7 protein-coding genes are annotated in these 13,486 nt (G+C 46.4%); 2 read left to right on the top strand and 5 right to left on the bottom strand.

Annotated features, from left to right (window positions below):
- Positions 1–1,075: 1,075 nt before the first annotated feature.
- Complete coding sequence (locus tag AAH187_RS09840; RefSeq protein ID WP_342348282.1) at positions 1,076–2,065, top strand: hypothetical protein; 990 nt, start codon at positions 1,076–1,078, stop codon at positions 2,063–2,065.
- 832 nt (positions 2,066–2,897) lie between these two features.
- Here AAH187_RS09840 and AAH187_RS09835 read toward each other — a convergent pair.
- The 3 genes from AAH187_RS09835 to AAH187_RS09825 all read right to left on the bottom strand — a co-directional run bounded on the left by AAH187_RS09835 (position 2,898) and on the right by AAH187_RS09825 (position 8,478).
- On the bottom strand, positions 2,898–6,179 hold the full coding sequence (locus AAH187_RS09835) for a glycoside hydrolase family 99-like domain-containing protein (protein ID WP_342348281.1): 3,282 nt from the start codon (positions 6,177–6,179) through the stop codon (positions 2,898–2,900).
- Between the two features lie 141 nt (positions 6,180–6,320).
- On the bottom strand, positions 6,321–7,673 hold the full coding sequence (locus tag AAH187_RS09830) for an ABC transporter ATP-binding protein (RefSeq protein WP_342348280.1): 1,353 nt from the start codon (positions 7,671–7,673) through the stop codon (positions 6,321–6,323).
- Positions 7,663–8,478, bottom strand: a complete 816-nt coding sequence (locus tag AAH187_RS09825) for an ABC transporter permease (RefSeq protein ID WP_342348279.1) — start codon at positions 8,476–8,478, stop codon at positions 7,663–7,665. The genes AAH187_RS09830 and AAH187_RS09825 overlap by 11 nt, the downstream gene beginning before the upstream one ends.
- Positions 8,479–9,097: 619 nt before the next feature.
- Between AAH187_RS09825 and AAH187_RS09820 the strand changes: the two genes are divergently transcribed.
- Positions 9,098–9,286 carry a hypothetical protein gene (locus AAH187_RS09820; RefSeq protein ID WP_342348278.1) on the top strand — a complete coding sequence of 63 codons (189 nt, stop codon included), beginning with the start codon at positions 9,098–9,100 and terminating at the stop codon, positions 9,284–9,286.
- 933 nt (positions 9,287–10,219) lie between these two features.
- Here the strand turns inward: AAH187_RS09820 and AAH187_RS09815 are convergent.
- Complete coding sequence (locus tag AAH187_RS09815) at positions 10,220–11,020, bottom strand: hypothetical protein (RefSeq protein ID WP_342348277.1); 801 nt, start codon at positions 11,018–11,020, stop codon at positions 10,220–10,222.
- Positions 11,021–11,360: 340 nt separating this feature from the next.
- Entirely contained in the window at positions 11,361–12,743 is a 1,383-nt protein-coding gene (locus tag AAH187_RS09810; RefSeq protein WP_342348276.1) for an outer membrane beta-barrel protein, read from the bottom strand.
- Positions 12,744–13,486: the final 743 nt, after the last annotated feature.

The following is a 13,486-nucleotide window of genomic DNA, read 5'->3' as shown; positions in this document are numbered from 1 at the left end:
TCTTACCCAATATCCATAGGCGCACATACTTTCTTTTAGGCAGTATCGGGGTACAAATTTGAAAAAGGCGAATACTCCGGCCAAAACTTGCATAAATATTGCCCTAGATATACTAGCTTTGGCTGTCTTGAACAGCAGTAGCATTGAGTCCCAAAATAAAAAAATATGGCGCTGGCAGGGGGAATCATGATGGATGAGCGAGTTTTACCTATTGGCGTAATGTCTTCTTCACTTGCTTGGGAGAACCATAGTGAAACCGCCATTCACCTTCCTTCTAGAAGATGGGGAACTGTTGTTTGGCAGTTCCATTGTCTTGGCGCCCATGGTGTTTTGCCGGATTCCAAAATTTCTCGATGCCATATGATGTGCGATGTTTGTCCATCAATGAGGTGGCTGTGGTTCATTCGAGAGTGCTTCAACTCGGACAAATCTAATGCGTTGTCGGAACGATAAGAGTCAGCATAGACAATACTATCAGGCACTCCAGGATGAGGGGAAAATGAGTCTGAGATGTGGCATCAGAAATCACCTGTGTGGAAAACTTACCTCCCCGTTGTAAAATACCCATTACAGGCACCTTACCCAAGGTTTCACCCCCTCGGTTCCCTTTGCGTCTGCCACTATACTAGGATTCATCCACTTCAGTGGCTCCAGCAACCAATGCCTCTTCTATTTGCCAAGCCATGATCATTCGCCAACGATGTTAGAGTGAAATCCTGTTCGACGATGGATGCCCCCCAAATCTGCGTCTGTCCGAGCAGGCACTCCCCCACCAACGGTTCACGCAGCCGATTCGCCTGATAATAGCTGAGTTTTGAGAATTTTAATCGCACAGACCCAGCATAGAAAATACAAATTTCCTAGGCCAGCCTCATAAATATTTCATGCAAGTATTTGAGGCAAGAATTTAAATTCAACTAAGTGGTCCCCATCAGTTTTTATCATATGGCTCGACTCTAACCTGGCCCTATTCAAACGCACTGGGAAATTGATAAAAAATCATATCTTAAATCGATTCACCCATGCTAACCTTTCAATTGCATCCCCATCCACAAATCCCATTATGAGGTCCACCATGCTGCTTTATGTTGACACCATAGATGCATGTAATTTGAAGTGTCCCACATGCGTTAGAGGTTCAAGAGCACTCCCAAACACAGGCGAAAAAATGCCCTTAGCAATGTTCCGACTAATTGTTGAAAAGGCAAAGGATGATGGGGACGTTCATCAGGTGGATTTGTTCAATTGGATAGAGCCATTTCTCAACAAAAATCTACATGAATACACCAATGTCGTCAAGGACGCTGGACTGCCTTGTGGGATCTCTAGCGCACTGTCCCTCCCAAGAATTCATAATCTAGAGGAAACACTTGTCAATACCAACACCCTGACCGTCTCAGTCTCAGGTCTTGATCAGGAGGTTTACGAGGTTAATCACGTCGGTGGGAATATCGACTACGTCAAAAATCATCTTGAAACTATCTCCCGCTTGCTCAGGACTGGAGCAATCAAGACTTTGGTAAACCTAAGGTTTCTTAAATTCGATTACAACTCTGATCAGGAAAAGAAACTTTTGGATTACGCATCAAATCTCGGCCTAAACTTCGAAGTTCTGCTCGCATCCGGCCACCCAATCAAGTGGGCATTAGATGATCAAGCGGGTGAGCCAGTCCGTGACCGATTGGCACATTTCTCAGCTGAACGTCCCCATGAAAGTCATGGACACGTCTGTCCATTGATTTTCGAGCATGTCGCGATTAACCACGCCGGTGACGTCTATTTATGTTGTGCCTATGGAAATTTCGATTTTCTCAGGATCGGCCCGTACCTTGAATTGTCGAAGGAGGAGATCCTCCTGAGGCGCTATACTCATCCAATGTGTAATTCATGCGCCTGGGATCGCAGACCAGCAACTGTCAAAGAACAGGAAACATTGAAGAAGTCTTTTGCAAATAGATTCAAGGAGATTCCAGATCCGCCAAGGAAAACCGATCTAGAAAATTTCATACAAATCATTCCTACCCCCGCCAAGGGAATCATTCAAGAACCAATAAAGCAATCCTGAAATTCTTTTTCAGAGTCACGAGGGAAAGAAAAAGGCATCATATGTCAACGATATGGCTAATTCGTACATATAAGCTCAACAAAATTTAACCCTGGAATCACTGCGTAAATATCCAGTTCTGACTTCAAATTGAGCAAAATTCCCAAGAACCATGTCTATTACGGAAAAAGCAAAACCTATGAATTTAACCCTTTCCTAAAACATCTCGCTGCATCTTGAGCAGTAAACTTTCATCCTCAACCAGTGGGATGCAGTTCTTGATCGTTTCCATTTCAACCAGACCACTGCAAACAACCGTATAAGCATCAGACTACTTAACACCTCGTTATCGGTGATTCGGTCTTAAAAAATATGCAGAAGAACAGTCTGGCAATAGATCTATGTTTCACTTATATTGCACACATGTCTTACACCCGCAAGCGATTTCCCTTTTCCAGAAATCCAGCAACAATAATTTCAGGGGACTTTTCCTTGAATTTCTGATACCAAAGAGACATTCTCTCAAAAATTGCCAGCTGGCAATTTACAACAGAACTAATTTCCTGAGAGATGACCAAATAGATCAGACAATCTGGATTTGGCGGTTCATACTCACAAACAAAACATTCCTAAAAACAAGCGCGGTCAGCCAAATATTCTCCATGTAATCACTTTGAAGGCTTTTAACCGTAAAGTTCCATGCATCTCAGGTTGGGAATAAGGGCACCACTCAACCTCGCGTTGATATGGCTATAGCTGTTCCATGAATTGGGGAATTAATTGCGGAATTTTCGTTTTTCACAAAACCGATTAAACATGGACAGCTATCCGGAAGAGAAATGTGATTAATAGCTTATCCGAGAACATTCTTGGTGGCTTCCAGATATTGATGACCGAATTCCCGATCAGGCTCTAAGTGATTACCTTCGGCCCATTCATTCCACGCGTTAATAAAGACCACCCGTTCATCACCAAAATGAAGTCGCCGTGTCTGTTCAACAACCTGTCGCAACCAGTATTCGTAGCGTTCAGGAGTTCCACCCACAAAGACATGAGAGACATCTTGTCGACGGGCCGTATTGTCCCACGAAGGCATCACCCCTTTAAAGAGTGTGTAGGATGGCCAAGTTCTTCGTATAAAATTTTCGGATGTCTGGACATAGTCAAACAACACGCCCTGATAATCAGGATTAATTAAGGGTTGTGAGAACTCAGCTTGCACCGGAAACCGATGTGGAGGAAATTCAATAGCCGCATCAAAACCATAGAGACTTGGATCGTCTCCCATCGGCATGCGTTCAAAGCTCTGGACATAGGCCAAGTAAATGTCTCCAATTCCCGCGTTTACGCAGTATTCCCGCCACAAATCCGCAGTCCGTCTGGGATCTGGAAGTTGGCCGAGCCTATACACGATTACCAAGGGTTTTCCATGAATCCTGACATACCGTGGATCGATCAATGCAGGAGCAATTTCCGCAATAAAGCCCGCATGATCCGCCTCGGTATGACTCTGGGCGATGAGAATATCCTCTTCACACCCATCCCATCGTCTCGTCCAGTTCTCATTGGCCCAACAGAGGCAGAACGGAAAGTCCGGGGCACCGGATTGCAGCACTTCGTCAAGTGGACGGTTCAGAAGTTTCTTTCCTGCAAACCAATAATAGTAATAGCAGAAGGCCGAAATACCATACTGGCGAGCCAACCGCGCCTGCTCTTCGCGTACCTCAGGCATACGTAAATCATAAAAGCCTAAATCCGCTGGAAGATGGGGTTGATAATGACCTTTAAAATTTGGTCGCGCTTTCGTCACATTCGTCCATTCCGTAAACCCTTTTCCCCACCACCGATCATTTTCAGGAATAGGGTGGTATTGAGGAAGAAAAAAAGCGATCGCACGGACCTCATTCAGACTCTTCAGTTCATCGGTCCATCGTTGAACAAACGTGTCGACATTTCGAGCTACCAGAGGCATTTTTGCGTGGATGGAATCATTGGTACTCACGCTAAGATGGTGAACGACCACGGAACGCGGTTGATAGAAGACCCGCTTCCCCAACTTTCTGACCCTGAAGGCTAAATCCGAATCTTCACAGTAACAGGGCGCATAGAGGTCATCGAATCCCCCCAAGGTTTTGAATAACTGGGTCTCAATGAGCAGGCAGGCACCAGAGCAATAATCGACCTCTCGCACCACATTATATTCAGGCCTGTCCGGGTCACCATTCAACCCGACGAGTTCCGCTGAGCCATCTGGCCTAATAATGGCCCCGGCCTCTTGGAGGACACCATTGGGATACAGCAATTTTGAACCCACAAGGCCAACATCTGATTGTTTGTGAAACGTGTTCACCAATTCATCAAGCCATCCTTCAAGCACCTGTGTATCATTATTCAGAAACAACAGATATTGACCTCGGCCCAATGAAGCGCCTGTATTGCACGAACGCAGGAACCCAATGTTTGTCTCATTCCGACAATAGCGTATATTTTCTATGGTTGAGAGAATATTGGGAGTCTCATCATGAGATCCATCGTCCACAATGATCACCTCAAAACTACACTGAGGTACATGCCTCAAAATCGAAGCCAAACAACAAACGGTGTATTCCAAATGATTGTAGACAGGAATAACGATGGACACCAAGGGCTGCTCCACATCGGTGAAGTTGAATGCCTGGACCAGCGTTGTCACTCCACCCGGTTCAAGCTGAATAAGAGGAGCCAGCGTACGAGGAGGATTCTGATGGGGAACATGCAGAGTTCCAGATTCATGATGGACAGGCGATTGCCTGTCCTTCCAGCGCCGATAACTTTCCGTCTGTTGAAAGAAAGAACCGAACCGTTTAAAGGCAAACGTCACCAATTGATGTTTTCGGTGAGGGGAAACAGGCAACAGCGATTTTGCACTCGTTAGGACTCGATCAAGCGACCCACCAGAGGATTGACGACGTTGAGTCACAGGACGATCGGAACCCTTCAACCAATGCACAAGACTGGCACAAACCCGGGCACGCCCGGAGCCCTCAGGACAAAGCCGTTCTCTCAAAATCCTTACTTTGCTGATGTTTCGCCATAGCAAGGATGAATGCATGCGACGTAATTCTTCTTCTTTCGTCAGCAGACGGGTATACAGACTACCAAAGCGCTGATCCCGTTCCTCAAGAACACGTGCATGTTCAGCTGTGGCACTCAACAACTGACTTTGAAGATGGTTAAGCTGTTGATCACGTTCTTCAATACCAGCCTGCAGAGCCATGTGTTGCTGCCAATACTCTGGAACTTCCGGAACAAAGATTCCAGATGGAAGCACAGGTAATTCCCCATTGCCGACGATGGCCACGAAATAGACAGGCTCCGGAATGCTCAGAAACTTATGGGCTCGCCCCTGGGATAATCGAAAGTTAGCTGGAGGCGTTGAGGCGTTATGAAGCGGACCAATACATGATCCATATCGGACTCGCTGCCCATAAAACTGTGCATGTTTGAAATATTTTAACAACAGTTCTTGGAATTCTTCGAAATAGAGTTCCTTCACATGAAAGGAATTGACGAACTCTGGCTTATCAGAATATTCAGCCTTATCGGGGCTGGAGATGAGGACCAGGCCGTTTGGGCGTAAGACTCGAACAAATTCCCGCATCATTTCATGATGCTCATCATGGTGTTCGATTGTTTCAAAACTCACAATAAGATCTATGCTGGCATCAGGGAGCGGAATGTGACCACATGCTCCATACTTAAACTGGACATTCGAACGCTGATAGCGTTCAGCCGCATATCCTATGACCTCCTCCGAGGCATCCACGCCCACGACATTTCGGGCAACCTCAGCTAACAGCGCTGAACCATACCCCTCCCCGCTTGCGATATCGAGCACATCCTTTCCTACCGCCAGTTCGCGTGCAAGGTAATATCGATGCAAATGTTCTAGCTCAATATCTCCAATGACTCCAGGAATAAAGCGCTCACCTGTCCAGGGAAGTTTGGGCTGCTCTATCATATCGGCCATGATGCCCTGCTTTCTTTCAGTAAAGGAGAGAGGCGTTGAATCGGATTCAATGATATCCATTTTCTGGCCTTCGCCGGCTAAGGATGGGGCCCTCTCAGATGAGACCTGCTGTTCAATCTTTTTCATGTTTTGGCTCTATCCATAAGTGATCATCGCCACGTCTGGTTTAAGATGAGATCTTCACCCCCCAACTCAGCAAAATGTGGTTTCACCCCAGCAACGACACAGAAGCAACTCTATCCCTGACCGGGTATCCCTGAGTTCTTCTCACGATGAGGCCAAGGGCATCACCGAGGATTCAAATTCAATCGCCAACATCGGAATGCCAATAAGCCCTCGTAGGACGTGACTCGAGTGAACTCGAAAAAACAGGGCATCATCGATCCAATGATGAAGAGCATGATTCTCTGGTGTCCCCTCGGCAATCGCCGCGATCACCGAATAATCACCGGTTGGGAGATAGGGTAGTTGGAAACGGAACATCGCGTGAAATCGTTGCCCCTGCTCAATAGTGCGGTCGACGTCGCGATACATCAGAAACGTATTGTCGCCAAACAAATACTGGCCTAATCGATCCTTCACGTAAAACCCAAGAATGGGTCGTGCTAGAGGTCGTTCCGACACACATCGGATGGTCAGCGTGACTTCCTCTCCGCCATCTAACGTTGTCAGAAGAGAGCCATGTTGATCGGAAAGCGCCACTTCGCAAATACTGGCTCCGCGCTCACCGAACCACGGAGCATTCGGATCAAAATCGAAAATCTCTAACTCATTTCGATGTGAAGAGTTCTTTAACATCTCACTCCGTGGATCTTTTACCCGCACGGCTAGATCTGTGGGGGCTTTGCGACTTCCACCAATACGAAAGGTGTTAGCATTTTCCTGCTCGTGATACAGTGCAGCAAGAAAATTATGACAGATCTCTTTTGCAGGACCAATTTCCCTGACGGTTCCATTATCGAGCCAAACAACCCGGTTGCAGAGATTGGTCACCGAAGCCGTGTCATGGGAGACAAACAGGAGCGTGCCTTTCTCCCTGAATTGATGAAGGAATCGCATACACTTTTGAGTGAAGGCGGCATCACCCACGGCAAGGATTTCATCGATAATCAGAATATCGGCATCCACATGGGCGACAAGGGAAAAAGCCAACCGCGCATACATTCCACTCGAGAAAATTTTGACCGGATGATTAATGAAATCTCCAATGGCGGCAAATTCCGTTATAGATTCGTACCGCGCATCGATCTGGTCACTGGTCAGGCCAAGAATGGAGGCAGCCAAATACACATTTTCCTTCCCGGTAAACTCAGGATTGAAACTCGATCCTAATTCCAGCAACGCCGCGACACGCCCTTTGACGGCCAACTCGCCACAGGTCGGCGCTAGTGTACCGCACACCAATTGTAAAAACGTCGACTTCCCGGATCCATTTCGACCGATAATCCCGACTGTTTCTCCTCGATACACACTCAAATCCACACCTTGGAGGCCCCAAAACTCTTCATAGAACTGTCGGTGCCCTCTCCATAGCATCTGTTTCAAGCGATCCTCTGGCCTTCGAAAGATCTGATAGGCCTTCCCAAGTCCTTGGACGCGTATTGCCAGATCAGACGACATCAGCAAATCCTTTTCGCGTTTTTTGGAACCACGCAAAGCCCAACCAACCGACCATCCAAAAAACAACCGTATAGGGGATCCAATCTACCCATTCCGGCATTTGCCCCCAAAATATGACCGATTTCGACGCATTCAGGACAGGTGTCAACGGATTAAGCTGAATCAATCCTTGATAAGCTTCTGGAATAGCAGATAGGGGGTAAAATATAGGACTCAGAAACATCATCATCGTGGTCATCACGCCTACCAATGGCTGGACATCACGCAGAAACACTCCCATAGAAGCAAGGAACCAGCCTAATCCTACAATCAACAGGACAAACGGAAAAAGTACCAACGGCAACAGCAACACTGTAAGAGGTGGCAGACCATGAACTATGAGGTAAAAAATGAATAAAATCAAAAGGCTCACGGCTGCATTAAAAAGTGCCACCTGCATCGACACCCATGGCATTATCTCCAAAGGAAATACTACCTTTTTGATATATGACACATTTTCGAGCATAAGACCCGGAGCACGGGTGACACATTCGGAAAACAGATTAAAAATAATCAACCCGGAAAACAATAACAGAGCAAATGCGCCATTTTCCTCCATGGGCACCTCCCATCGAATGCGAAACACGACAGAAAAGACAAACGTATATACCCCCAACATCAACATGGGGATAACAAAGACCCAGAATATCCCAAGCATAGACCCTCGATAGCGCGCATCGATCTCGCGCTTGGCAAGACGAGCAATCAATGTTCTGTGCTGCCAGGCACAGATCAATGGCGAAAAAGGATTATACGCATTATTCATTAATCGTAAATCTAAGGTAAAATCATCTTTAGCGTCGGTGTGAATTTAAAAATCAAAGGCACCTACCGCAATTACTTTTTGATCAAGGCTAGGCTACCAAAATTCCTGACAGGAAATCCTTACACTCAACAGACCATGAATCGAACCATCTACCTAGTTTCTCAATGCAAGCAAATAAGCGAATAAAATCAAAGTGGTAGGGTACCAGGAAGTGGAAAGAAATTCTGTAAATCCTTTTGCGGTATGCGGTAGAAAGAATTGACCCACTTAAGCTTCTGGAAGAGTCTTATTACATGACTGAGGGGGGAAAAGACTGTATACGACCCAGAGGTTTATATCAAAATCTACACCATGCCATCAACTATCCAGCCACCTGGACAAGTGGTATCGACTCTGCGAAGGCTTTCCAAATATTTCATTGCCGTATTTTGAGAAAAAGGGGAATACCAAAAACTATAGAGGTCTAAGCCCCTCCTAACTCGTGCCCATACCAATACGCAACCAGCCATTAAAAACAAGTGGGGGCCCACATCAACTTGACCACGTCTCTCACCCATTCTCCTGAAAATCCGGCGGGAAATTTTGCCCACCTGGCAAAAGTGGCTACTGTGACGGAATAATGGAATCTGTACAGATTGTCACGATACTCATTATCGAAGTCCCGCATCCCATTCCAGCCGTTAGCGCCCTCCCAGCGGCTGGAAGCCTGGAAATAGGACGTCACAAAGTCCAGTCTGATCCCGCGCATTCACGACAAAACTATATCGATGCGCAGGGGATCAGAAAGATGTCATTTCAGCCTCTTTGAGAGGAAAAGACCCTCAAGACCTTCGCGCCTACCATGACCAACACTTCGTTGGAAGGCGCTATGCATCTGATAGAACTGCACCGCATTCCTAAGCTAAAACCCCTTTTGCGGGGCGTAGACAAAGCGGGGAAAATTCAAGCCTTTGATCGCACTTCACCCAGCTTACATTTGAAGAAAGGTCCTTACAGAACAATAGTACTCTACGGAAGACAGGTGATAACGCCATGCCGCACTATCAGCATAAAGGGTTCCTACCGGTTATTTAAAAAGAGGATGACGATACTTTGTCCAATCTGGATCTACATCTCCTGCTTGGCAATCCCGAGCACTCAAATATTTCTGGTGAAGTACTGATTGCGGAAGAATCAGCGGTTCCCTTTGTACTTCATTCTGACTTCGAGGACCTGACAGAAGGTGCTAGAGAGGAGATTGTGCAACCTCACACAACCTTATCTGCGGCAGAAGACCTGAGAAACTACAGAATTAGATCGCCGCCACCAATAACAATTTGGCCAGCCCTCACTTCCAATAGACTTTCGTCTGATCCCTATAGGGGTGTCCTCCATTGGAGCCTACAACTGAATCCCACGAGATCAAAGAAACCAAAAACTGTGCCCATTCATTGCCCTAACTTTTTGCAGAAAAATCATTGCCAACATCTATGCGCTCTTGAGAGCACTGACGGTACAGATGCCGATTGGAGAAAACTTTTTAAGAGATTAAAAATGGAGGGACTCACAGTTGAAGACTGCCCTTCCATAAACCAACAGCGACTCAGGAACTGTTTAGAAAGATATCTTCATAATAAAACACGCGTCGAAAGACTCAACCTTTCGACACGCGTGTCCTGATTTTTCTAATCTATTTTTCTTATGAGACTTTCAAGGCCTAAGCCTCCTAGGCCAAACTCTCTTTTATTGCTCGACTCTCCGGTTACGGCTGCATACTCCGAAGCATCTCCTCTTGCAGGTAGCTTGGCACCGGCTCAATCTCCATAGGCGGATAGGCCGTGGCTGGAATGATTGGCATGTCCGGTGAATTGGCCGGAGGCGTCACCTGCATCCCACTGGCACTACTTGCCGGCACCATGGGCATGGTAGTTCCAGCCGGTACCGGCTGAATGTCCATGGGAACACCCACCACCGGACCTCCTAAATCAGCGCTTCCTCCAGGTGAAGATGAAAAAGATGAGGCGGATGGTGAAAAATTTGCATCAGGATCCTCCTCTTGAGACGGGAACGAAGGGGTATCCACCCCTTCTTGCACAGGATCCCTTTGTCGGTCTGAATGAAAATCTGTTTCGCCTTCTGCATTTGAAGAACCAATCTCTGAGGGATTTCTCCTCTCAGAAACCGCTGTCCCCGGTGCGGCTTTTGGTGTCACATAGAGAAATTGTAAACGTCCCGCCGCATTAACCGTGAATGCGTAATCCCACTGCGCCAAAATTTTGGCCAAGGCAGGAAGTATTTTATCCTGTTGAAGATCAACTGAAATGACTTTATTCAGTTCCTCAACAGGGGCCTCATATTTTATGCCCAACTGTTTCTGCAAATTCTCCAGAACCATTCGTAGGGTCACCTGTGACAGATGACCTGTTAGCCGATCCCCCTCAACCTGGAGAGGGATCTCAGGGGCTAAAGCGACTGCCCCTCCCCTGAAGCCTACCAAAAGGAGTAAGGCCACCAGAACCAGCCCACGTATCCATCTAGACAGTATTCTTTGTTTGGATCTCATTGTGCATCTCCTTTATAGCAGTCTACACGAAAAGCACCTGGACTCATCCCATCCTATAACACACAGATATTTTCCACTCCGTCCCCTAGTCATTTTTGATATTTTTCTCCACACACCAAATGGATCTCAATCTCGGGGGCAAAACTCAAGAGTGAGAAACTTCTGAAACTCTCAGTAGGGACCTCCATGAAGATTTCGCCTCATGTTGATCAAACCAGATAAGAGGGCCAGCGAAACGGGACGATCCCAAGAAAACAGGAAAATGTTAGTTCCCCAACGGGCGAAGATCAAGAAACAGTAGTGATAGAATTTGGGAGGATCAAAAATGCATTCCCTTTTACTAGAGAATTCCTTGGATCGAAAGCATAATCGTATTACTGTTGTAATCAAAATTAGATTCATTTGAGCTTCTCTTCTCAAATATATAATCTAAGCGGAAACCCAGCCATTTTAGGGTGCGGTATTCCGGTCCTATCCGCAAACGAAATCGATTATCCGTTCTATTGGTATTAAAATTATCGTTGGCATAGTAAATATTTCCCTGGAGGCCAAAGCGGTTAGTAAACATCTGTCTCGCGTTAACATAGACGCCTGTTTGTCTAAACGTGGAAGTACCCTGAACCGCTGACTGCTGGATTGACGAAAAGGGCATCATGTAAATGTTTAACCGGGTCGTAGGGTTCCAAAGCAAGCGGCCTTGCATGTAAAGGGATGTCTGCTGCGTCGCTCCTAAGCTTAAATTCTTTGCGAGAAGTTCTTGGCCACGGACTGAGTCTCTATCAACAGGCGCATGGTCAAAATTCAATATCTGGTACCCTACATTAACTTCTCCTGATAGCCGGCGGGTAGGTGCCAAACTAAAGCCCGTAAACACCCCGTAACCGAAACTATTCTGCTGCTTATTCGTATCATAATCATAGTTGACTATTCGAACGCCAAGAAGGGCGCGTGTTGTGGGGGTGACAGTGACAAACAGGCTTAGATTGGCATCAACTCGCGTCCGGTCGCGCGGGGCATCCTGCCCATTGTTTGTGTAATTCAAATCTTGGAAGGACGACCGAAGACGGATACCAAACGTTTGCCCTGAGAATTCAACTTGGCTTAAACTGTGATTTATATTCCACTTGGTAATATTCTTTTGTTGGGTATCTACTTCCGACCCTCTTGGGTCAAACCCTTCTATATGGCCTCCCTGCAAGTCTATTGTTAGCCCACCCGGATAATTCAAGCTGACGTGTCCAAGAGCATCTTGAGCCACAGCATTGTTTTGACTAAATTTATCGTAACGAAATATACCAGCGCGGTAGTCAAAAAGGACTGAATGTTTCCCTCCACCAAATGGCATGAGCGCCTGAAGCCCAGGGGCGATAGTCGTAAGATAGTCACTTTTCGTATTGGTGTCTCTCTTAAACACATTGTCGGTATAGACTCCCGCTACTCCCAAAAACGGATGGAGCCGGACAGGACCGGCTTTGATGCCATCCCCTACACCAGGTCCCTCAAGAAATTCACGGAAGAAAATCGAGCGACGGGGCTGGTGGTTCCCTGTAAAATAAAATAACCCTGTATCAGAAAAGGATTGAGCCTGCCCCTTCACCGGCAGAAAAAATTCACTGCCAAAAAGAAAAACCAGCAGGAGAGCAAGGAGCCAGTTTCTTTTAAGCCTCGCGGGCGTGGGGGAGATATACTCCGTACCTACTTGTCGCCAGATGAAATCAATCATTAAAATTACCTTAGTCTCATTTCGATGAAAGTGCGGGGGGGGGTGGATTCAGAAGAACACTCAATAACTTTGGGCATGACTAACTCTTGGATATGGTGCCCTCATCAAACTGTTAAGTCAATTCCAAGGTGAGTTCCCTGACAAAAAGACGGACCCTACCATAGGAACCAGCACAAGAAACAGTCATTCGACCTTAGGGTAAGTATATTTTTCTTCGCGGAACTTTCCCCTAGGCAGGGATGAATACCAAAATTACCGGATAAAGTCGATCAAGGCGGGGAAAACAAATAAAACCGTGTGGCGTAAACCTAATTGTGAGGAAACATCCTTGTCGAAGCCCAATAGGAGAAGCCTAGCAGTCCCTTAGCGAAACAAGATACCCAATGATATTGGGTGTTGGGACCATAAATTTTGGCTACTACACTGATGACGGACTTCACCTGAAATTAGTTGAGGAGTTGCGGGAAAAACTCGACGAAATAAGATCCGAGAAAATCGCAGACTACTGATGAGATTTCATGTAACTAACCCCATCCTAAAGTCCATCCTCATAACGCCGTAACGCCTAAGAAAAATATTTTCAAACCTGCCGTTCGCAGAACGTTTTTGACCTACAAGTGGACATAGAGGAAGTGAAGTGCTTCAGAAGTAGTCCTCATTACCCCTAATCCTCGGCACAAAACCCAGGAGAATTCTTTATGCCAGATTCTCCTGGGTTCATCATTTCCAAAAATACTCTATCT

Source organism: uncultured Nitrospira sp. (genome assembly GCA_902500695.1).
GTDB lineage: Bacteria > Nitrospirota > Nitrospiria > Nitrospirales > UBA8639 > Nitrospira_E.
Note: the sequence above shows the minus strand (reverse complement) of the source record. Positions and strands in the feature narration are given on the sequence as shown.

Bases quoted from the DNA above. Each gene is read 5' to 3' on its own strand.
- AAH187_RS09830 (WP_342348280.1), bottom strand. From the start codon at position 7,673: ATGTCGTCTGATCTGGCAATACGCGTCCAAGGACTTGGGAAGGCCTAT.
- AAH187_RS09840 (WP_342348282.1), top strand. From the start codon at position 1,076: ATGCTGCTTTATGTTGACACCATAGATGCATGTAATTTGAAGTGTCCC.
- AAH187_RS09825 (WP_342348279.1), bottom strand. From the start codon at position 8,478: ATGAATAATGCGTATAATCCTTTTTCGCCATTGATCTGTGCCTGGCAG.
- AAH187_RS09815 (WP_342348277.1), bottom strand. From the start codon at position 11,020: ATGAGATCCAAACAAAGAATACTGTCTAGATGGATACGTGGGCTGGTT.
- AAH187_RS09810 (WP_342348276.1), bottom strand. From the start codon at position 12,743: ATGATTGATTTCATCTGGCGACAAGTAGGTACGGAGTATATCTCCCCC.
- AAH187_RS09820 (WP_342348278.1), top strand. From the start codon at position 9,098: ATGGAATCTGTACAGATTGTCACGATACTCATTATCGAAGTCCCGCAT.
- AAH187_RS09835 (WP_342348281.1), bottom strand. From the start codon at position 6,179: ATGAAAAAGATTGAACAGCAGGTCTCATCTGAGAGGGCCCCATCCTTA.